Source organism: Lachnoclostridium sp. An138 (assembly GCF_002160765.1).
In the GTDB taxonomy this organism is placed as follows: Bacteria; Bacillota; Clostridia; order Lachnospirales; family Lachnospiraceae; genus Laedolimicola; species Laedolimicola faecalis.
Window position 1 is genome coordinate 58,105 of sequence record NZ_NFLF01000004.1, and the last position, 19,973, is coordinate 78,077.

A 19,973-nucleotide genomic window follows, 5' to 3' on the forward strand; every position below is an offset into this window, starting at 1 on the left:
GCTTTACATAATCATCCGCTTCTTCATTTTTTACATGAACCGGCACAGCAGGATGGGCAGGAAAACAGCCGGTATGGAATTCATAACGCGTATTTTGTTTTTAAACATCATGTTAATGCTGATCCCGATAATCAGCAGAGAGCCCACACAGGTCATCTCATTGATGACAGAGGTGGTAAGATATGGTCCGATAAACCTGGCGCATACGGTGATGGTTCCTTCATAGAGCAGGCAGAGAAAGGCAGAGAACATAACTCCGATTCCCAGGCTGGACGTAAGTACGACGGCTGCGATACCGTCAATCAGAGCTTTTGCGGTAAGAGTGCTGTGATCCAGCGACAGGCCGCTCTGAAGGGAGCCTACAATCGCCATGGCTCCGATACAGAAAAGAAGGCTTGCGCTGACAAACCCTTCCGCCACGGACACGCCGTTTGGAGAGGGACGGCATTTTGACTGAATCAGAGCGCCCAGCTTTTCCAGACGCTCCTGAAGAGAAAGGGCCTCTCCGATCACGGTTCCCAGTGCCATGGAAATAATGGCGATCAGCACATTTTCACCGTCCAGAGAACCGCTGATCCCGATATAAAGGACACAGAGAGCCATGGCCTTCATAACAGAATCTCCCATGCTGTCCGGAATTCCTTTTTTGAGCAGAAGTCCGGCAGCGCTGCCGATAATGATTGCCGCGACATTGATGATGACTCCTGTCAGTATCATTGATGTTATGCCTCCTTTAAGGCTTCCGGAGAAATGACGGAACCATCTCTCCAGATACGTTCCAGATCATAGAAAAGACGGTTTTCCTCATCAAAAATATGAATAATAATATCGCCGTAATCCAGAAGAATCCAGCTGGCTGTCTGATATCCCTCTATCTGTCTGGGCGCAAAGCCGGCTTTGTGAAGCTCTTCCTGCACATTGTCTACCATAGCCTGCACCTGATTTTTATTGGAGCCGCTGGCAATGAGAAAATAATCGGCCAGAACCGAGATTTCAGAAATATCCAGGATACGGATATCCCGCGCCTTTTTATCTTCCAGGGCTTCATAGGCCAGTCTGGCCATCTGCTTTGACTGTGTCTGTGTCATAGATTTTCCTCCTTCTCGTCCGGTCCGGCGGCCGCAGCCTGCCGTTCTGCCTTATAGTATTCGTAGGCCTTCATTGTCATCTCGTCAATTTCTCCGGAGCCTTCGTCCAGATAATCCAGAGTATCGGAAAGTATCTTGTAGAGAGCTGCGTCCAAATCCAGAAATGCCAGCTTCCGCACTTCCGGCAGATTGGGCGCCTTATTGCGCCGGGGCTCAATATAATCTGCCACATATACAATTTTATCCAGCAGAGACATATTGGGCTTTCCGGTGGTATGGTTTAAGATGGCGCTGACAATCTCCTTATCATTGACGCCGTATTCATGCATCGCCAGGAACGCACCCAGTTTTGCGTGGAGCAGAAAAGGATTGCGGCGTTCCACTTCTGTGATCTGAATGTTATGCTTCTCACAGAGTTTCAGTTTTTTTCCATTTGGAATACATTTGGCGCAGTCATGAAGGAGGCCGGCCAGCTGAGCCTTCTGAATGTCGTATTCGTATCGCATGGCAAGAGCGGCACAGGTATACATGACGCCCAGCGTATGCTGGTAACGCCCGTCGTCCATCTCATGCTTGATTTTTTTCTGATAGGATTTCATATCATAATTTTTCATTCACGTCCCGTCTCCTTCCCCGGCTGATACAGCCCTTCTGTGTAAATGTAGGCTTCCACCGGAGCCGGGACATAATACCGGATACTACGGCGGTTCTGTACCTTTTCCCGAATCATATTCGAGGAGATATCAATATTTGTAGTGGAAAGCGGATAGATCCGGGCTCCGAAGCGCTTATTTAAAGCTTCTATCCAGCTTTCCAGCTCCAGCGGCCGCATTCCATCCCGCACCGCGGCCAGAATAACGCACCGATCGCAGATCCGCTGAGGTTCTTTCCAGGTATGGAAAAGCATCAGGGAGTCTGCGCCGAGAATAAAATAATAATCTGTATCCGGATTCTTTTCCGTCAGAAATTCCAGCGTCTCATAGGTATAGTGATAATCCTGCGGCGTCCGCTCAAAATCAGAGACGCGTAAATGAGGATTGTCTGCCACTGCCAGCTCAGCCATTCTGGTGCGCTGCTCCATGCTGGCATGCACCTGTCCTGCCTTGTGAGGCGGATTTCCGTTGGGCATAATCAGCACATAGTCCAGGGAAAAGGCCTCGCAGGCCTCTTCAGCCAGGATCAGATGTCCTGTATGAATGGGGTCAAAGGTCCCTCCCAGAATTCCTACCTTCTTTCGTTTTACGGTATCCATAAGTCCTGCCTGTCCTTCTCCTGCTTATACCCCGCCGGTCTTCTCTCCGGCTTCGGAAAGAAAATACAGCTACATCGGAAGCTGTATTTTCTTCTTCTCATTCTTTTCATCCTTGTTTTCCCGGTAAAGAACGATCTTTTTGCCGATGACCTGAACGACCTGGGAACGGGTTCTGTCTGCAATCATCTCTGCAATCTCCCGGGGCTCGTCCGCGCAGTTCTGCAGCACGCTGAGCTTAATCAGTTCTCTGGCCGCGAGAGCCTCTTCCAGAGCGCCGATGAGCTCCGGCGTAACAGAAGCTTTCCCCACCTGAAAAATGGGGTCCATGGTCATGGCAAGGCTTTTTAAATAGGCCCGTTGTTTGCTTGTCATAATTCTATTTTCTCCTTTACTTCTGCGGCAGCCAGGCCGGCGCAGAAAGGCATTCTATTTCTGTATATCGGTAATTATCAAAGCGGTCTATCTGTAGTAATCAAAGGCCAGGCCATACATCCGCACGGTATCACCCTCCTGGATTCCGGCTTTTTCCAGCTCATCCAGAATTCCCGTATCCTTCAGGAACTTCTGGAAGAACGCAAAGCCCTTTTCCGAATCCAGATTGGTATAACCAAGCATTTTTTCAATACGCGGGCCTTCCACAATGTAGACGCCCTCTTCCTCTTCTGATTTGACCACTGTATACGGAAGATTTACATACACCAGCTCCTCGCCCGGGAAATACTCCGGCTCAAAGACAATGGCTTCCTGGGGCGCAGCGTCCAGAAGTTCCTTCACATAGTAAAGAAGCTCCTTTAAGCCCTGTCCCGCCACTGCGGATATGGGGAACACGCGGATTCCCTGGGGCTCAAATTCTTTTTTCAGCCTCTCTATGGGCTCGGTATCTTCTCCCAGCACATCCACCTTGTTGGCCGCGATGACCTGGGGACGGCCTGCGATCTCTTCATTATAGGCCTTTAATTCTTTGTTGATTGCGTAAATATCTTCGATCGGGTCACGGCCTTCCGTGGAAGCCGCGTCCACCATATGAATCAGTACGCGGGTACGCTCAATATGGCGCAGGAATTCGTGTCCCAGGCCCACTCCTTCGGAAGCGCCCTCGATCAGTCCCGGAATATCCGCGATGACGAAACCTCCGCCGCCTTCCAGATCCACCACGCCCAGGTTGGGTGTCAGAGTGGTGAAATGATAGTTGGCAATCTTGGGCTGCGCGTTCGTCACCCGGGAAAGAAGCGTGGATTTTCCCACATTCGGGAAGCCTACCAGTCCCACATCCGCGATGACTTTCAGCTCCAGCAGCACCTCAAGCTCCTGAGCCGGCTGTCCCGGCTGGGCATACTTGGGCACCTGCATGGTAGAGGTGGCAAAATGCTGATTGCCAGCGCCGCCCCGTCCGCCTTTTAAGATGGTCTGGCGCCGGTTTTCACCTGACATATCTGCGATCACCTTGCCGCTCTCCGCTTCTCTTATAATAGTTCCTTCCGGAACCTTTAATATGATATCGCTGCCGTCTTTTCCGTGGCAGCGGCGTTTTCCGCCTTCTTCTCCGTCTTCCGCCTTGAATTTTCTTCTGTGGCGGTAATCATAGAGGGTATTTAACCCCTCATCCACTTCAAAAATCACGTCGCCGCCCCGGCCGCCGTCGCCGCCGTCCGGGCCGCCGTTGGGCACATACAGCTCCCTGCGGAAGCTTACATGTCCGTCGCCGCCCTTGCCGGAACGGATATATATTTTCGCTCTGTCTGCAAACATTATCAATCTCCTGCAAAAAGCTGTCTGATGGTAAAAGAGGCTTCAAATCTGACGACTTGAAGCCTCAAAGTAACTTATTCTGCTGCTACCGGAACGATAGAAACCTGCTTCTTATCTCTTCCCTTTCTCTCGAATCTTACGATTCCGTCAGTCAGAGCGAACAGGGTATCATCTCCGCCGCGTCCTACGTTCACACCCGGGTGAATCTTGGTTCCGCGCTGTCTGTAAAGAATGTTTCCAGCCTTTACAAACTGTCCGTCAGCTCTCTTGGCTCCCAGTCTCTTGGACTCGGAATCACGGCCGTTCTTTGTGGAACCTACTCCCTTTTTATGAGCGAACAACTGAAGGTTCATCTGTAACATGATATTACACCTCCTTGAATGCAATCCTGATGTATGATTTTCCATAACTTCGTTCAATGTCTGTCAGTCCAAGTACCATGGAATCCACCAGCAGTACGGCTTTCTCAGACAATGGCTCCGGGAAGCTGCAGCTTAAATAGCCGTCTTTTTGTTCCCCCGAAAAACTGTCTTCTGTGAAGGCTTCTATGGAATTCAGCGTATTCAGTGACAGCACACTGACCGCCGCGCACACAATATCCTCGCCTTCCTCGCCGTATCCGGCATGTCCTTCTATGGAAAAGCCGGTATACTGTCCGGATCTTTTATATATGGTAACGGCTGTCATGACGATTACTGAACAGAGATCTTCTCGATCTTAACTGCCGTGTACTGCTGTCTGTGGCCGTTTTTCTTGTGATATCCAGATTTTCTCTTGTACTTGTAAACGATGACTTTCTTTGCTTTGCCGTCACCGATTACAGATGCAGTTACCGTAGCGCCGGCTACTGTCGGGGTTCCTACGGTCAGAGTGTCTCCGCCGACTGCCAGAACCTGGTCAAAGTTATAAGTCTCGCCTGCCTCTACGCCAAGCTTCTCAACTTTGATTACATCGCCTTCGGATACTTTGTACTGTTTACCACCTGTTGCAATGATTGCGTACATTCTGTGGCACCTCCTGATTATTTACTCGCCAATTTTGGTGACGCGTCTTTTCCTTCTGCCCATTTCCCTTCTCTTCCTCTGCCTGAAAAAGCGGCCGGATGAAACTAGAACGGATAAAAAAGCGCATACTTATACCTCGTTGTGCGGCATCCGTAATATAATAGCACAGGCATACCGGGCTGTCAAGAGGGGGTTCAGAAATTTTTGCTTTGTGCCTGGGATGATGTGCTGTATTGGACAGAGATACGTGGTGACCGCCAGCCGGCTGAGTATTCCCTCCAGAACCCGCTTCCGCTCCTGTCGAGCGTAACGGTACTAAGGCCTGCCGGACCAAAAACCGGCCCGGCAAGCCAAGTGCCGACGCTCTCCAAGGGTTCTTCCGGGAATATCTCAGCCGGCAGGCGCTTCCGCTTCATGCTCTGTCCGATATAGCCCGTCAGAAAGACACAAATAAAAATGTCTTCACTGTGCGTAAAACAGCACGGGCAGGGTATTGGAAAAGCTACTGGAAATCACGAGATGCTTATCTGGCGCAGTGAATTTCAATGGCTCTTTTTACAAACTTGGCTGTTCCTTCGCCGCCGGCTTTGTCGATATTGCGCTTAAAGCGCTCGTCGTCCACATACATTTTTCCCAGCTCATCAAGAATTTTGTCAGTACAGGTATAGTAATTATCTGTAATAATTTTTTGCAGAGCAATGATTTTTTCCTGTACTGCTCTGTCGGATGGCGGAAGCTGCCTCAGCGCTCCAAGCTCAGCAAATATATTCATCATCCGCCGTCCTGCTTCAGCGGAATCACCGGCTTTTTCCTGTTTCTGCTCATATTCCTGATATTCTCTGGTGCCGCCCCATCTTTCCTTTACTTCTGACTTATAGTCTTCCATCCTTTTCGTGTCAAAAACCTGAAAATCCATGTTTCTTACTCCTTTTTTCTGGATTTCACGGGCAAAAGAGATAAGTTCTCCTATATGCTGATACTGCAGTTCCAACAGTTTGATCTGCTGTGCCAGAGCTTCCGACGGATCAAAATCCGGGCTGTCGAGAATTGCTTTGATCTCCTTCAGTGGAAACTGCAGTTCCCGAAACAGTAAAATATTCTGCAGACGGCCAAGTGCCGTATCGTCATACAGCCGATAACCCGCTTCCGTTACTTCTGCAGGTTTCAGAAGACCGATTGCATCGTAATAATGCAGGGTGCGCACACTTACCCCTGTGAGTCTGCTTACTTCTTTTACTGTCCGCATAACTATCCCTCCCGTGTAAGGCCATTGTAAGCTATAACGCAGCGTCAGGGTCAAGGGTTTTCAGAAATTTTATGTCAGAGCACCTGGATAAGGACTTTCTCCTGTTATAGCTGCCGAAGATTTTTTAACAGCTTTTTCAAACCTGCCTCATTCTGCTCGTCGGTGAGCGTAGGGTCTTTCGTGAAGCGCTCGCAGGGAAGTTCCATGCAGTCTGCACAGGTACGCTGTCCTTTGTCTTTTACGCAGCAGTCATATACTGCGCAGCGTTCCCGGTTCAGATATTTTGTCCAGAAGACCTTTCCCTCGATCTTGCGGCAGCCAGCACACTCCGATGGGAAGCGCGCACATTCTGTACAGACAGCGCCGCAGGGGGCGGGCAGATAAAAATCGTCTTTCCAGAACCACCATTTACATTTCTGCGGATCTGGATTTTCCGTATTCAGATAGTACTCCAACGCGCGATAAATATAGAGCTGGCAGCGGTCGAGCTCGAATCCTCTTAGACGGCATTCCTCTGCGTAGAGTTCCTCGGCCCGTTTGCCGCGCAGGGACTCAATGCTTCGGTAACCCATGGCAATCAGATCCTGCTCCGTCTGCTTTCCTACATTTGGGATTTTTCTGAGTTCACTCATAAGCGCACCTCCTCTCTCTGGCTGGGTACCGGCATCATAAATGCCTGGAAATGTGAGGGGAAATTTCCCTTAGTATGCCGACGCTAATTTAGGTATTTATATAAAGACATATTTCTTCAGACGGTCGAAGGCTTCTGCGACAAGACTGTGGGGCAGCGCCAGATTCATGCGGATGTGGCAGTCCCCGTGGAAAGGCCGTCCATCCTGCCAGATCACGCCCACTTCGATGCCTGCTTTCTGCAGAGCGTCAATCGTCGTATGGTGTTCCCGGCACCAGTCTGTGCAGTCCAGAAACAGCATGTAGGTACCCTGGGGCATGGTCGTCCGGATTCCTGCAAAATTGTCATAGATAAAAGAAACTGCATACTCCAGATTGTCTTTCAGGACCTGGCGAAGCTCGTCCAGCCACTCCTGTCCCTCTTTGCTGTAAGCGGCAGTCAGAGCGTGCATGGAAAGTACATTCATGGAATTGTAATGGGTGGCAGCTCCCGCTTTTGTGATTCGATCTCTCAGCAGGGAATTGTAAATCACATGATAAGAGCCCACAAGACCGGCCAGATTAAAGGTCTTTGACGGAGCGTACAGAGCAATTGTGCGCATCCGGGCATCTTCAGAAATCATCTGTGTGGGAATATGGCGGTATCCGGGCATGGTCAGATCCGCCCAGATCTCATCCGAAATGACATATACGTCATATTTCTGGTAAAGATCCATCAGCTTCCGGATTTCCCACTCTTCCCATACACGGCCGGCAGGATTGTGCGGCGAACAGAAAATGGCGGCGTGGATACCGCCTCCGGACAGCTTCTGCTCCAAATCCCTGTAGTCGATCCGCCACGTTCCCTGCTCATCCTGTATGAGCGGATTCAGAACCAGATTCCAGCCATTGTCTTCCGCGCAGTGCGTAAAACCGATATAGGTGGGAGACTGGGTGATAATGGAATCCCCGGGCTGACAGAGAATCTTCAGGGCGCTCACCACTCCGCCCAGCACACCGTTCTCATATCCGATACATTCCTTCGTAAGACCCGTGGTGCCAAAACGCTCCTCATGCCACCGGATGATGCTGTCAAAATACGTTTCTGTGGGCTGAAAATACCCGTAAGCCGGATGTGCAGCACGTTCAGAGATTGCTTTGGGGATCTCCGGGAAAGCGGGAAAATTCATATCCGCCACCCACATGGGGATCACAGAAAAGCCGTCCTTTATTTTCGCGTCTGCAAAAAAGCCATTTCCGCCGCCGGAACTTGGAATATCCACCGCTATGGCGTCCTTTCCAAGCCGGTCCATAATTGTCGTAAAGTCGTACTTCATACACTGCCTTCCTTTCTCTCCTGTCAATGCTGTCCACTTTTAAACGGCATGCCTCAATCCTGAGCCCTTTTGCCGGCACGGCTTTTTCCGGAGGTGTGCAGGGCCTGTCACGAACAGCCCCGCCGCCCCGGTTTCCTGAAAGAACCCTTGGAGAGCGTCGGCACTTGGTTTCCCGGGCCGCTTTTGGGCCCGGGAAACCTTAGTACCGTTACGCTTGACAGGAGCGCAAGCGAGTTCTGGAAGGAAACCGGGGCGGCGGGGCGTCCATGCTCAGTCACTGTATACCTGCTCAAAAAGCGACTTCTGCGTTTTTTTGCGCGTAATTTCCACCAGTCCCAGCGCCGTCATATCCACCAGCGTCGTCTTGACCGGATCGTGTTTCAGCTCAGAGGCCAGATAATCCATAAGCGCCTTCTGATCTTCCTGCGCCTCCATATCGATAAAATCTGCGATGATGATGCCGGACAGGTTCCGCAGGCGGAGCTGCCTGGCAATCTCGGCGGCTGCTTCTTTGTTGATCTTAAGGAACGTATCCTGCTGCTTTTTTCGTCCCTGATATTTCCCGGTATTCACGTCGATCACCGTGAGGGCCTCCGTAGGCTGAATCACCAGATAACCGCCAGATTTCAGCCATACACGCTCCCGCAGAGCCCCTTCCAGCGCCCCTCCAATCCCGTAAAGGCTGTTCAGAGAAGGGGCTTCCTGATCATAAAACTGCAGTTTATTCAAATCTTCCGGCTGATATTCCGAAAGATAACTGAAAAGCTCCTCATACAGAATGCGGTCATCAGTCACAATTTTACCAAGCCGGTTCTGGGGGAGGCTCCGGATTCTGGCCGCGTAGACGGGAGGTTCCCGATACACAAGGGAAAAGCATGTCTGGTTCCGTCCGGTTTCCAGTGTCCGCCGTACAAGGGCAGTCAGGCGGGTCAGTTCTTCTCTCAGCTCTTCTTCCCCGGCTCCCGCCGCATTGGTGCGGACGATGATGCCAAAGTCTTCCTGAAGAAAAGGTTCCGCAATCTGGCGCAGCCGCTGCCGTTCTGTCTGTTCCAGCTTAGAAGAAATGCCGAGATTCTTTTTCCCGGTGGTGAGCACCAGATATTTCCCGGCAAAGTTCAGATTGCAGGTGACAGTCGGAGCCTTTGTCTTGACGGCTTCCCGGCTTACCTGCACGAGAAGCTCATCGCCGGGGACGAGCTTCTCCTTCTTTTTAGGTGAAGTGTACAGGGGCGTGTCGTTTTCCGCGAGGGAATAATAACAGAGCACGCCGTCTGCGATCTCTATGAACGCTGCGTTGATGTTTGAAAGGATGTTTTTCACCTTTCCCACATAAATATTTCCAAGAAGCGAGTCTGTGCCGGAAGACATACAGGAAAGCTCCGCAGCACGGCCGTTTTCATAAAATGCGCTGACAATCTTTTCTTTTCCGTGGACAGAAAGCCGGGTCACGAGAAAAATTCCCTGTTCCTCCATCCCTAAAACTCCTCTCCCAGATCTTCCAGGCTTACGAAGCGCCCTGCTCCCTCCAGGCCCGTATCGGCATAAAGCTCTTTTCTGTGAATCAGAAGGGCAAACCCCGGAATCGAAAAGCCTGCGTAAGCCGCAAAAGCTTCCATCACAAGCTCCGGCTTAATATTGTCGGCGCTGCCCGCTGACAGACGCAGGAAGATACAGCTTCCATCAGAAGACGGACGGCATTCCGCCTGATAGATCAGAGGCTTTAAGTCCAGCTCACGCTCTCCCTTTTTCGTCTTCTTGACGATGGGAATGGCGCTCTGATGATAAAAGGCAGTCCAGGCTTCCGCCAAATTGTCAGGAAGAAATTTTTCGTCCCTGAAACGTACTTCGTAATCGGCAGCAGCCACAAGAGACATGGCGTTTGACGCCTTTTCCTCCGGAATTCTGCGGAAGGATAAGACCTCGACCCCTTCTGCCATCACTGCATTCAGGCGCTTCACCGCAGACGCGGAGGACTGCTCGTTTCCGATCTCTATATCCAGATATTCGCCGTCGCTGGTCAGTCCCACGCCCAGCGGGGACGCAAAGGACATAATCATATGGGGACTGAAACCGCTGGAATAACAGATGTCGATATCAGCCCTGCGCATGGCCTTCTGGAAATAGCGCATGATATCCAGATGACCGATAAATTTCATGATACCGTATTTACGGAATTTGATGCGGATTTTCATGCCTGATTTCCTCCTTCCTGGATTTCCTGTGCGGTTTCAGAAGAAACCGGGGCGCTGCCTGTGGGAACTTTCTGTACCGGGCCGCCCGCGGACGCGCCGGGGCATACGCCGGTGTGGTAACGGCCTGCGCCGCAACCCTGGCACTGCATCAGGCAGTTGGGTGTAACGCTTTCCTCGTGAGCTCTCTCCCACTCCCGCAGCAGGAACTTCTTCGTCACACCGATGTCGATGAAATCCCAGGGGAACAGCTCATCCGTTTTTCTCTGTCGCGTCGTGTAGAAAGAGATGTCGATGCCCGCTTCCTCAAAGGCTTCCAGCCAGAGTTCATTATGGAAATGCTCAGACCAGGAATCGAAAAGACAGCCCTTCTCGTAAGCCAGACGGAGCGCCTTTGATACTTTCCGGTCTCCGCGGGCGAAGATTCCCTCCAGCACTGTGACATCTGCTTCATGCCAGTTGTATTTGATGCTCTTGCGGTTCAGCTGAGCTTTAATTTCCGTGTTTACCGTATGCGCCTTCTCAAGAAATTCCTCCCGGGTGCACATGCGGGCCCACTGGAAGGGCGTGAAAGGCTTCGGCACAAAGAAAGAGGTGCTGACGGTAATCTGACATTTTCCGTTCCGCTGATCTTTGGGAATCTCATAATACCGGCGGGCAATCCGCTCCGCAAGCCAGGCGATACTTTTCTGATCTTCTTCTGTCTCTGTGGGCAGGCCCAGCATAAAATAAAGCTTCACCTTGTTCCAGCCGCCCTCAAAAGCCTGTCCTGCTCCTTCCAAGATCACTTCCTCGGTCAGGCCCTTGTTGATCACGTCGCGCAGACGCTGGGAGCCGGCCTCCGGCGCGAAGGTCAGACTGCTCTTACGGATATCCTGCACCTTGCTCATAACGTCCAGAGAGAAAGCGTCAATGCGCAGGGAAGGCAGGGAAATATTGACGCCCCTGTTTCCAAAAGTGTCAATAAGAAACGTCACCAGCTCCTGAAGCTGCGAATAATCGCTGGAACTTAAGGAACTTAACGAGATCTCTTCGTGTCCGGTGCTTTCCAGCATATCAAGGGCTGCCTGCTCCAGCATTTCCAGAGACCGCTCCCGTGTGGGCCGGTACAGCATCCCCGCCTGGCAGAAACGGCAGCCGCGGATACAGCCTCTCTGGATCTCCAGAACCACACGGTCCTGGGTGACCTTGATGAAAGGCACCAGCGGTTTCTTCGGATAGTAGGTGTGAGTAAGGTCGGTCACTACCTGCTTTTCCACTTTTCTGGGCGCATGGGGATTTACCGGCTCCATGGAAGCCAAAGTTCCATCCTCCTGGTAGGTAATTTCATAGAAAGAAGGCACGTAGATTCCGGGAATCTGTGCCGCCCGCTCCAGAAACTCTTTCCGGCTTCCGCATTTCTGCCGCACTTCCTTGTAAGCATCCAGCAGGGCAAAGTAAGAGGTCTCGCCCTCTCCGATATAGAAGAGATCGAAAAACTCCGCCAGCGGCTCCGGATTTGTGGCGCAGGGCCCGCCGCCAATCACGATCGGGTCCTCCCAGGTACGTTCTGCGGCACTCAACGGGATACCGCTCAGGTCCAGAATCTGAAGAATATTCGTGTAGCACATTTCGTACTGGAGCGTAATTCCCAGAAAGTCAAATTCCCGCACCGGGTCCTGGGATTCCAGCGCGAACAGCGGGATGTTCTTTTCTCTCATGAGCTGATCCAGATCTACCCAGGGAGAATAGACGCGCTCGCACCAGACATCCTCCCGCTGATTGAACATGTCATAGAGGATCTGGATACCCAGATGGGACATGCCGATCTCGTACACGTCCGGAAAGCACATACAGAAACGGATGTCCACCTGCTCCGGGTCCTTGATGACTGCGTTGATCTCATTTCCGAGATACCGGGCAGGCTTGTCTATTTTCAATAAGATTTCATCGCTTAAAGCTAATTTTTTCATTTTGAGCACTTATGATATTGTGTATGAGCACACAATTACAACTTTTCTCCTTTTACATGATTTTTACTTAAAAACAGAACTTCAGGGTCCTGCATTCTGACACAAGCTGTCTTTGAATATAAATCGTTCCCGTGAAAAAGTCAATATCAGAATACCGGCCGCCTCGTCACTGCTGTTCCTGTTCTGCCTATTATAATATACTGAATTTCACGGAACTTCAATTATATTAGATGTTATTATTTTTCTCTCTGTGCCAATGACTGCAATTGCTTCAGCCTGCGCAGGGCACATATGGATTTATCAAAAAAAGAACTGTTATACAGCGCGATAACCAGCAGGATCATATCCTGCTCTTTTTTGATTTTCAGGACATATATCATGACAATGCAGCAGAGCGCGAGCAGAACAGTAAAAGAAAAAATTCAACAAACATCAGACCTGCAAAAAGAGGAATGGAAAAGGAATTTGAAAAAAAAGACAACATCAGAAAAACAAGATAAACAACCAGAAAAATCACAGCTGAGACAGAAAAAAATTTTTGCAGTTCCGCTTTGCAGTTTTCATCCATATTATTTTCCTCTTCAAAAGAAATGATATATCTGTTACATGATCTCAGATATATTCTTTCATATCTCTGATATCTTTTTGTAATTTCAGTGTATCATATTTTCTCTTCCTTTCAAACCGGATGAAAAAAATTAAGAAAAAAGCTGTAAAAGGAGAGCCCATCCTGACCGGAACGGACCCTCCTTTTACAACATGTTTAAAAAAGCTTTGTATCGTCTGTATGTTCCTGCTGTCTGGAGACCGCTCAGGATATTCCGGTCACACGGCAGGTCTTTTCTCCTTCCAGATACTCCAGGGTAATCCGGTCCCCCGCCTGATACCTTACAATTTCGACAAAATCAGAAAGGGCCACATCAAAAATGCTTTCGGAGCCTTCCAGGAAAATGTAATAATGGGTATTCCCGTCGATGACGCCTTCCACAATTCTGGCAATCACGCCGCTGCGCTTCTGCGTCTCGGCGCCCTCCTCCGCAATAATGTTATTGTCGTTCAGAAGAGAAATATAGGCCTCCTCACATTCAGGCACCGTATCCCCGATGGCTACGATCTGATAGCGCTGCACATTAACCATGGCATATTTCTTCACCAGTCCCGCTTCATCCTTGAGCGCCAGGAAATAGGTAGGCTCATCAGCTATATTCAGGAGCAGCGGAAATGCGGCTTTATAGCCCAGATGCTGTACCTGGCCCTCTGCTGACGACATGGCGGAAAACTCTTCCGCTCCCGCGCAGGCATAATAGCGGGTTTCCATGGTACGCTGATTCATCAGCACAAAGCCCACGTTAGACTGATCGCCGGATACGGAGGTCACGCCCGTATATACCCAGACGTCGTCGTCCATAGCGATGTAATTATATCCTTCTGTGGTTCTCAGACAGTCCTTCTGCCCCAGAATGCTGTTGAAATAGCCATGCCGCAGGCTCCCATAATAGTCATAGAGCTGAATCAGGAGATCCGCGGAATACACCCGGTCTACCCATTCCGGCACATCCTGCACGTCCATGCTGGTGCATTCTCCTGTCTGGGCATTACACAGCACCACCTTTCCGATGGTCTGTCCGCCCCAGAGACCAATATTAAATTTTTTCACCGGACAGATCCAGTAAGGCGTACCCTCATCATCGATCTCAAAACTGATGCTGTCGAAAATATAGGTAGGATACCGGAACCGCAGATGACGGTAAATATTCCGGTTGAAATATTCGGATTCCGAATAGCGGATCGGCTTCTCCAGCTTCACGCACTCCGTCTCCTGGGTCGTCATATCAATCCTGATGTAGGCCGGAATTCCGCCGCTCTGATTCGTGAGCCATTTGATCGGGCTGGCATATACCAGAGGCGTCACGCGCACCGGTTTTTCCTTATAATTGATCTGGGTGTAGAGACTGCTGACCTCAAACTGGGATACATATTCCACCATGCTTCCCATCTTTCTGTTTCCCAAAAGCTCCGCAGAATCCTTATCCAGAAGCGGAATCTGGTCGTAATCCAGCTGGGGAATGTCTTCAGAAAACTCCCGCTCCTCCACCTTTAAAAGCCCCTGATACCTCCTGGCGTTGATGATGGGCGAAGAAAGCAGTGTTCCCACAGCCAGTACCAGAATCATTATCCCCAATACCGCCAGGCCTGCCTTCGTAAAGCTAAAGCCCTTTTTATCATGATATTGAACCGTTCCTTTTCGGGAAAAATCAAATTTCCGAAACGAAAAAAGGAGTACCAGCACAAGCCATCCAACGATCAGAAAGAACCAGGTTTCGATGGAATGGATATTAAAGGCGGGCAGAGCCACGTAGTAATATAGAAACGCAGCCAGCGCCAGAACCAAAAGCAAAACCAGTTTTTTCAATAATTTTTTCATAATGCCCCTCTCACAGCCCTTTTTTGCTCTTTTTACTCTCTTTTATTCACTTCTACTCGCCCAGAAAATACCTGCCGTAACGGTCTGCCGCCAGAATCGCCGCCGCTACGCTTTCAGGCGTTACCTCAAAGGGCATGTTGTGAATGGTATCGGTGGGAGCGCAGGCTGCTTCCGCCACGGCCATAATTTTTTCCGGCGTGGGATCTGTGATTCCCAGCTCCTTTAAGGTTACGGGAAGTCCAAGCTCAATGCAGAAATCTATGATATCCTCCAGCTCATCTGTCGGCACATTTTCCAGCACCAGCTGCGTAATGGTTCCGAAGGCTACCTTCTCTCCGTGATACATGGAATGGCATTCCTCCAGCACCGTAAAGCCGTTGTGAATCGCGTGAGCGCCGGCCAGACCGCCGCTTTCAAAACCGATTCCGCTCAAAAGGGTGTTGGCTTCGATGATCCTTTCGACTGCTTCCGTGCAGGCCCCTGCCTCCAGCGCCAGCTTGGCCTTGACGCCTTCCTCCATCAGTGTGTCAAAGCAGAGCTCCGCCAGAGCCATCGCGGCTCCCGTCACCTTTCCGCCAGCGCAGGTGGCTGCTCCGCTGTCCCGGCAGGCCCGCGCTTCAAAGTATGTGGCAAGGGCGTCTCCCATGCCGGCGACTGTCAGACGAACCGGTGATTTTGCGATAATCTCTGTATCCATCAGGACCATATTGGGATTAGCCGGAAGGAACAGATACTCCTCGAATACGCCTTCCTCACTGTAAATAACCGAAAGAGCGCTGCAGGGCGCATCTGTTGAGGCAATCGTCGGGCAGATAATTACCGGGACCTTTCTGTAATAGGCTGCCGCCTTCGCGGTATCCAGCGTCTTGCCGCCCCCGATTCCGATCATCAGATCACAGCCCTTTTCTTCCATCAGCGCGCAGATCCGGCTGATTTCCTTTTTAGAGCATTCTCCCTGGAAATAGTCTACTGTCATACTGCATTCCGCGTTCTGGAATCCTTCTTCAATGACAGCGCTGCTCCTTTTATATCCGGATTCTGTAATCAGAACCAAAGCCTTTTTCCCATACACTGCCGCATAAGTTCCCAGCTTCTTCATCTCTCCTGCGCCCTGCACATAGCGTCCCGGGCTGATCAAAATCTTTGCCATTCCTGATTCCTCCTGTCCTGTTTTTTCTTGTCTTTTCTCCGTGCTTCTGTTTTCACCGGTATCGTATCTCCAGCTCCAAAGCGGGGAGCCCTGAAGCTTGGGACGTACCACCGTGATACAGACTGATTGTATCATGGCGCCTGCCGCCCGTCAATTCAGAAACTATGCGTCTGCAGAGAAAGAAACGGCAGGAAATCCAAGACTTCCCGCCGTTTCTTTCTCTTGTTTTATAGGATGATTTTTTCTGTGCCTGGTGTTTTTCTCATTTAGAGCCCCAGTTTCCCTGCCACGGCTTTCGCTTCACTGCCGCGGGTCACCATTCCCGCATACTCCATTCCGTACAGTCTGGCAAAGCGGTTCATGGTATATTCACCTTTTTCCAGCATCCAGGCTTCCGGTGCCGCGCCCTGGAATACAAAAGCCAGTTTCTTCCCGGCTAATGAACCGGAGCTTACCGGGCCATAGAACCGGTCCAGCAGATTCCGGACTGCGCCGCACATACTATGCCAGTAGACCGGGGAACCGATAACGAGAATATCCGCCGCTTTCATCTTTGCCAGAATTTCCTCAAACTGATCGTCTGCAAAGTTCTGTCCATAAGAATACAGCTTATAATCTGTCAGATTCAGCGTCTCATAATTGTTTCCATCCAGCAGCAGCTCCGCCAGCTTCGCCGTGTTTCCATGTTTGTTGGGACTTCCGTTGATAAATAAGATGTTCATTTTGAAAACCTCCCCGTGGTTTATCGGATTTGCTTTTTTGAAACAGTCTGTTTCTCAGTTCTGCGTTTATTATAGCTCCTGTCTCTTTATGGAAGAAGCCTCTTTTTGGTAACTGCATAAATACCGGGAGGTTTATACTGCTCACTGTTTCACCGCATATGCCAAATCCCGATCGCGCAGATGATAAAACCAGACGCCTCCAGTTTGACTTGTATCTTTCACAGTTAAAGCATTGGCAATCGTTTTATTTCCACAAGTTTCAACGTATCTATTGCTGAAAATGGCCGGCCATAGTATCATGGTGCCAGCGGCAAATTGGAACTTCACGAAACGGAGTAATTGCAATGAACGAAAGGGTATATAAGACTCCTTGCGGGGATATTCATTATTGGATAAATATGGAACAGGGCTTTGAACATATCACCTTGATTTTTCTGCCGGGGTTAACCGCAGATCATCGACTGTTTGATAAGCAGATCGAATATTTCGAGGGAAAATACAATGTGCTTGTATGGGATGCGCCTGGGCATGCAAAATCATGGCCATTCAAATTTGATTTTTCGTTGATGGATAAAGCCAAATGGCTGGATGACATTTTGTGTCTGGAAAATATTCATTCTCCGGTTATAATAGGACAGTCCATGGGTGGTTACGTTGGGCAGGCATATTCGGAGCTGTTTCCTGACAAATTGAAGGGATTTGTTTCTATTGATTCAGCACCTCTGCAAAGAAACTATGTGACAAAAATCGAATTATGGCTTCTTAAAAGAATGGAACCGGTATATCGATATTATCCATGGAAGTCCTTGCTGAAAACCGGAACAAAGGGCGTCGCCACATCTTCGTATGGAAGGAAGCTGATGCATGAAATTATGATGACCTACGATGGCAGCCAGAAAAGATATGCCCGGATAGCAGGACACGGTTTTAAAATATTGGCAGAAGCAATGGAAGCCGGCCTTCCATACAAGATAAAATGTCCGGCACAGCTGATATGCGGAGAAAAGGACCATGCGGGTTCTTGTATCCGGTATAATAAAGCATGGCATAAAAATACCGGAATTCCAATCGCGTGGATAAAAAATGCAGGGCATAATTCCAATACTGATGCGCCTGAAGAAGTGAATACGTTGATAGAAAAATTCGCCGAAACCCTTTGATTCCTTCCATTACAGCAAAAGTGTACACCTTGCCAGCAGTGTACACTTTATTTTTGCATATTTTTTGATTTACCAGACATAAGGATTGGATTACATTTTATAAAACAGACACCAGTTTCCGAAATAACAGCCTGTCTGCTTACCTGCGCATCAAGGTGTCCACGCTGTTCTGGAGGATCTGCTTTGCCTCCCGGATCTCGGCAAGCTCGGCTTCCGTCACCTTTTCCAGACGGCACTTTCCGATCAGCTTCTGAAGCCTTGTGCTGTCAGCCTTGATCTGCTTTTTCGCAGCCCTGTCCAGCGTCTTTCCGGCATTTTTCAGGCTTAATTCCGTCTCGTTGCACAGCTTTCTCGATTCGTCAAGAAGCTCGATAGCGTCCCGGCGTATCTGATCCTGGCCGGCATAACTCTGGGCGTCCCGGATGGCCTGTTCGATCTCCGCGTCCGACATCCGGTCGTCCGCAGTGATGACAATGGACTGCTCCTTTCCGGTATCCATGTCTTTTGCGGACACTTTCAGAATGCCGTTTGTATCGATGTCAAAAGTTACCTCTATCTGCGGCACGCCGGCCGGCGCGGCCTTGATACCCTTCAGCTTGAATTTTCCGATGCTCTTATTGTCCCGGGCCATGGTCCGCTCGCCCTGCAGGACGTTGATCTCTACGCTGCGCTGGTAGGGTGCTGCCGTGGAGAAAATCTGGGAATAGCGGATCGGAAGCGTGGTATTGCGTTCGATAACGCGGGTGGCGACGCCGCCGACCGTCTCGATGGAAAAGCTCATGGGCGTCACATCCAGAAGAAGTAGCTCCTGTCCGGCCGCTGTCAGGGCATTTCCCTGCAGGGTGCTTCCCAGAATCGCGGCGCCTTTGGCTACACATTCATCCGGATTGATATTTTTGGAGGGCTCTTTTCCGGTCAGCTCCCGCACCTTTCTCTGTACGGCCGGGATTCTCGTGGAACCGCCCACCAGCAGAACGCGGTTCAATTCCGAAGCGGCAAGTCCCGCGTCGTTCAGGGCGTTTTTTACAGGCTCCGCTGTTTTCTCGATCAGATCCCAGATCAGTTCTTCAAATTTTGGCCGCGTCAGTGTCATGTCCAGATGAAGAGGCGTACCTTTGTACTGGGTCAGATATGGCAGAAGAATCTGGGAGCTTTCTGTGGCAGACAGCTCTTTTTTCACCTGCTCTGCCGCATCCCGGAGGCGCTGCATGGCCGCAAAGTCTCCGGTCAGGTCCACATGCTGCTGCGCCTTGAATTCTTTTACCATCCAGTCGATAATTCTCTGGTCAAAATCATCGCCGCCCAGATGATTGTTCCCGGCTGTAGCCAGCACTTCGATGACGCCTTCTCCAATCTCGATCACAGACACGTCGAAAGTGCCGCCGCCCAGATCATATACCATGACCTTCTGGGGCTCGCCGTGGTCGAGTCCATAAGAAAGAGCCGCGCTGGTGGGCTCGTTGATGATTCGTTTTACTTCCAGACCTGCGATCCTGCCGGCGTCCTTTGTGGCCTGCCTCTGTATATCATTAAAATACGCGGGCACGGTAATCACCGCTTCTGTCACCGGCTCTCCCAGGAAATCCTCCGCGTCTTTCTTAAGCTGCATCAGAATCATGGCGCTGATAGTCTGGGGATTGTATTCCGTTCCGTCAATACGGATGCTCCACTTCGTTCCCATATGCCGTTTTACCGAACTGATGGTGCGCTCCGTATTCGTCACTGCCTGCCGGCGGGCAGCTTCTCCTACCAGCCGTTCTCCGTTCCTGGTAAAAGCTACCACGCTCGGCGTCGTCGTCCCGCCGGAAGAGGCCGGGATAATCACCGGCTCATTGTTCTCCACCACGGAGACGCAGCTGTTCGTCGTACCCAGATCAATACCAATTACCTTGCCCATCTTTTTGTCACTCCTGTATCTAAGATAAATTTATTTCCGCTGGCGGCAGTATGGTTCACAGCCGCATTCTTCCTGCATTCAGCAATTATAGTTTATCATAGCAGTCTGAAATGGAGTGTCAACAGATTTTATACTTTCTTAATTCTTTTTAGGGTCTTTTTACCAGACGGCAGAACAAAAAACTGCAGCAGCG

The 19,973-nt window shown here is 50.3% G+C and carries 21 protein-coding genes; 2 read left to right on the top strand and 19 right to left on the bottom strand.

The annotated features are described in order from the left end of the window. Positions 1-30: 30 nt before the first annotated feature. From B5E82_RS04675 to B5E82_RS04745, 15 genes are all read right to left on the bottom strand, one after another. Positions 31-717 (bottom strand): DUF554 domain-containing protein, encoded by a 687-nt coding sequence (locus B5E82_RS04675; protein WP_087306285.1) that lies wholly within the window; start codon positions 715-717, stop codon positions 31-33. Between the two features lie 5 nt (positions 718-722). Continuing rightward, a complete protein-coding gene (gene rsfS / locus B5E82_RS04680; protein ID WP_087306287.1) occupies positions 723-1,088 on the bottom strand; it encodes a ribosome silencing factor in 366 nt (121 codons plus the stop codon). Next, on the bottom strand, positions 1,085-1,702 hold the full coding sequence (yqeK, locus tag B5E82_RS04685; protein WP_087306289.1) for a bis(5'-nucleosyl)-tetraphosphatase (symmetrical) YqeK: 618 nt from the start codon (positions 1,700-1,702) through the stop codon (positions 1,085-1,087). The genes rsfS and yqeK overlap by 4 nt, the downstream gene beginning before the upstream one ends. Then, complete coding sequence (gene nadD, locus B5E82_RS04690; protein ID WP_087306291.1) at positions 1,699-2,340, bottom strand: nicotinate-nucleotide adenylyltransferase; 642 nt, start codon at positions 2,338-2,340, stop codon at positions 1,699-1,701. Before nadD ends, yqeK begins: the two co-directional genes overlap by 4 nt. 69 nt (positions 2,341-2,409) lie before the next feature. After that, entirely contained in the window at positions 2,410-2,712 is a 303-nt protein-coding gene (gene yhbY, locus B5E82_RS04695) for a ribosome assembly RNA-binding protein YhbY (protein WP_087306293.1), read from the bottom strand. Between the two features lie 87 nt (positions 2,713-2,799). After that, on the bottom strand, positions 2,800-4,089 hold the full coding sequence (gene obgE / locus B5E82_RS04700; protein ID WP_087306294.1) for a GTPase ObgE: 1,290 nt from the start codon (positions 4,087-4,089) through the stop codon (positions 2,800-2,802). 74 nt (positions 4,090-4,163) lie between these two features. Then, complete coding sequence (gene rpmA / locus B5E82_RS04705) at positions 4,164-4,451, bottom strand: 50S ribosomal protein L27 (RefSeq protein ID WP_087306297.1); 288 nt, start codon at positions 4,449-4,451, stop codon at positions 4,164-4,166. Positions 4,452-4,455: 4 nt separating this feature from the next. After that, on the bottom strand, positions 4,456-4,776 hold the full coding sequence (locus B5E82_RS04710; protein ID WP_087306299.1) for a ribosomal-processing cysteine protease Prp: 321 nt from the start codon (positions 4,774-4,776) through the stop codon (positions 4,456-4,458). A gap of 5 nt (positions 4,777-4,781) precedes the next feature. Continuing rightward, positions 4,782-5,093 (bottom strand): 50S ribosomal protein L21, encoded by a 312-nt coding sequence (rplU, locus tag B5E82_RS04715; protein ID WP_087306301.1) that lies wholly within the window; start codon positions 5,091-5,093, stop codon positions 4,782-4,784. Positions 5,094-5,616: 523 nt separating this feature from the next. After that, positions 5,617-6,339: a MerR family transcriptional regulator gene (locus B5E82_RS04720; protein ID WP_087306303.1), complete on the bottom strand. Its 723-nt coding sequence runs from the start codon at positions 6,337-6,339 to the stop codon at positions 5,617-5,619. Positions 6,340-6,443: 104 nt separating this feature from the next. Further along, complete coding sequence (locus B5E82_RS18430; RefSeq protein ID WP_087306305.1) at positions 6,444-6,971, bottom strand: helix-hairpin-helix domain-containing protein; 528 nt, start codon at positions 6,969-6,971, stop codon at positions 6,444-6,446. A gap of 96 nt (positions 6,972-7,067) precedes the next feature. Beyond that, entirely contained in the window at positions 7,068-8,285 is a 1,218-nt protein-coding gene (locus tag B5E82_RS04730; RefSeq protein WP_087306307.1) for a MalY/PatB family protein, read from the bottom strand. Positions 8,286-8,555: 270 nt separating this feature from the next. After that, on the bottom strand, positions 8,556-9,758 hold the full coding sequence (locus B5E82_RS04735; RefSeq protein ID WP_087306309.1) for a ribonuclease E/G: 1,203 nt from the start codon (positions 9,756-9,758) through the stop codon (positions 8,556-8,558). Between the two features lie 2 nt (positions 9,759-9,760). Continuing rightward, positions 9,761-10,477: a TIGR03936 family radical SAM-associated protein gene (locus B5E82_RS04740; RefSeq protein WP_087306311.1), complete on the bottom strand. Its 717-nt coding sequence runs from the start codon at positions 10,475-10,477 to the stop codon at positions 9,761-9,763. After that, complete coding sequence (locus tag B5E82_RS04745) at positions 10,474-12,426, bottom strand: TIGR03960 family B12-binding radical SAM protein (RefSeq protein WP_087306313.1); 1,953 nt, start codon at positions 12,424-12,426, stop codon at positions 10,474-10,476. The genes B5E82_RS04740 and B5E82_RS04745 overlap by 4 nt, the downstream gene beginning before the upstream one ends. Positions 12,427-12,804: 378 nt before the next feature. Here B5E82_RS04745 and B5E82_RS17850 point away from each other — a divergent pair, with 378 nt between their 5' ends. After that, positions 12,805-13,020, top strand: coding sequence for a hypothetical protein (locus B5E82_RS17850; protein ID WP_140393086.1), 216 nt, complete (start codon positions 12,805-12,807; stop codon positions 13,018-13,020). Positions 13,021-13,237: 217 nt separating this feature from the next. Here B5E82_RS17850 and B5E82_RS04755 read toward each other — a convergent pair whose 3' ends face one another. The 3 genes from B5E82_RS04755 to B5E82_RS04765 all read right to left on the bottom strand — a co-directional run bounded on the left by B5E82_RS04755 (position 13,238) and on the right by B5E82_RS04765 (position 16,723). Further along, positions 13,238-14,851 carry a hypothetical protein gene (locus tag B5E82_RS04755; RefSeq protein ID WP_087306318.1) on the bottom strand — a complete coding sequence of 538 codons (1,614 nt, stop codon included), beginning with the start codon at positions 14,849-14,851 and terminating at the stop codon, positions 13,238-13,240. A gap of 52 nt (positions 14,852-14,903) precedes the next feature. Beyond that, the gene (locus tag B5E82_RS04760; RefSeq protein WP_087306320.1) at positions 14,904-16,001 is read right to left on the bottom strand and encodes a glycerol dehydrogenase; all 1,098 of its coding nucleotides are present in this window, start codon (positions 15,999-16,001) and stop codon (positions 14,904-14,906) included. A 266-nt stretch (positions 16,002-16,267) separates the two neighbouring features. After that, a complete protein-coding gene (locus tag B5E82_RS04765; protein WP_087306323.1) occupies positions 16,268-16,723 on the bottom strand; it encodes a flavodoxin family protein in 456 nt (151 codons plus the stop codon). A gap of 344 nt (positions 16,724-17,067) precedes the next feature. Here B5E82_RS04765 and B5E82_RS04770 point away from each other — a divergent pair, with 344 nt between their 5' ends. After that, positions 17,068-17,883 carry an alpha/beta fold hydrolase gene (locus B5E82_RS04770; RefSeq protein WP_087306325.1) on the top strand — a complete coding sequence of 272 codons (816 nt, stop codon included), beginning with the start codon at positions 17,068-17,070 and terminating at the stop codon, positions 17,881-17,883. Between the two features lie 139 nt (positions 17,884-18,022). Here B5E82_RS04770 and dnaK read toward each other — a convergent pair whose 3' ends face one another. Beyond that, the gene (dnaK, locus tag B5E82_RS04775; RefSeq protein WP_087306327.1) at positions 18,023-19,780 is read right to left on the bottom strand and encodes a molecular chaperone DnaK; all 1,758 of its coding nucleotides are present in this window, start codon (positions 19,778-19,780) and stop codon (positions 18,023-18,025) included. Positions 19,781-19,973 lie beyond the last annotated feature (193 nt).

Coding starts and splice junctions, on each gene's coding strand:
- yhbY (WP_087306293.1), bottom strand. CDS start 2,712: ATGACAAGCAAACAACGGGCCTATTTAAAAAGCCTTGCCATGACCATG.
- B5E82_RS04720 (WP_087306303.1), bottom strand. CDS start 6,339: ATGCGGACAGTAAAAGAAGTAAGCAGACTCACAGGGGTAAGTGTGCGC.
- B5E82_RS04760 (WP_087306320.1), bottom strand. CDS start 16,001: ATGGCAAAGATTTTGATCAGCCCGGGACGCTATGTGCAGGGCGCAGGA.
- rsfS (WP_087306287.1), bottom strand. CDS start 1,088: ATGACACAGACACAGTCAAAGCAGATGGCCAGACTGGCCTATGAAGCC.
- B5E82_RS04710 (WP_087306299.1), bottom strand. CDS start 4,776: ATGACAGCCGTTACCATATATAAAAGATCCGGACAGTATACCGGCTTT.
- B5E82_RS04755 (WP_087306318.1), bottom strand. CDS start 14,851: ATGAAAAAATTATTGAAAAAACTGGTTTTGCTTTTGGTTCTGGCGCTG.
- B5E82_RS17850 (WP_140393086.1), top strand. CDS start 12,805: ATGACAATGCAGCAGAGCGCGAGCAGAACAGTAAAAGAAAAAATTCAA.
- yqeK (WP_087306289.1), bottom strand. CDS start 1,702: ATGAAAAATTATGATATGAAATCCTATCAGAAAAAAATCAAGCATGAG.
- rpmA (WP_087306297.1), bottom strand. CDS start 4,451: ATGTTACAGATGAACCTTCAGTTGTTCGCTCATAAAAAGGGAGTAGGT.
- dnaK (WP_087306327.1), bottom strand. CDS start 19,780: ATGGGCAAGGTAATTGGTATTGATCTGGGTACGACGAACAGCTGCGTC.
- obgE (WP_087306294.1), bottom strand. CDS start 4,089: ATGTTTGCAGACAGAGCGAAAATATATATCCGTTCCGGCAAGGGCGGC.
- B5E82_RS18430 (WP_087306305.1), bottom strand. CDS start 6,971: ATGAGTGAACTCAGAAAAATCCCAAATGTAGGAAAGCAGACGGAGCAG.
- B5E82_RS04770 (WP_087306325.1), top strand. CDS start 17,068: ATGAACGAAAGGGTATATAAGACTCCTTGCGGGGATATTCATTATTGG.
- nadD (WP_087306291.1), bottom strand. CDS start 2,340: ATGGATACCGTAAAACGAAAGAAGGTAGGAATTCTGGGAGGGACCTTT.
- B5E82_RS04730 (WP_087306307.1), bottom strand. CDS start 8,285: ATGAAGTACGACTTTACGACAATTATGGACCGGCTTGGAAAGGACGCC.
- B5E82_RS04765 (WP_087306323.1), bottom strand. CDS start 16,723: ATGAACATCTTATTTATCAACGGAAGTCCCAACAAACATGGAAACACG.
- B5E82_RS04740 (WP_087306311.1), bottom strand. CDS start 10,477: ATGAAAATCCGCATCAAATTCCGTAAATACGGTATCATGAAATTTATC.
- rplU (WP_087306301.1), bottom strand. CDS start 5,093: ATGTACGCAATCATTGCAACAGGTGGTAAACAGTACAAAGTATCCGAA.
- B5E82_RS04675 (WP_087306285.1), bottom strand. CDS start 717: ATGATACTGACAGGAGTCATCATCAATGTCGCGGCAATCATTATCGGC.
- B5E82_RS04745 (WP_087306313.1), bottom strand. CDS start 12,426: ATGAAAAAATTAGCTTTAAGCGATGAAATCTTATTGAAAATAGACAAG.
- B5E82_RS04735 (WP_087306309.1), bottom strand. CDS start 9,758: ATGGAGGAACAGGGAATTTTTCTCGTGACCCGGCTTTCTGTCCACGGA.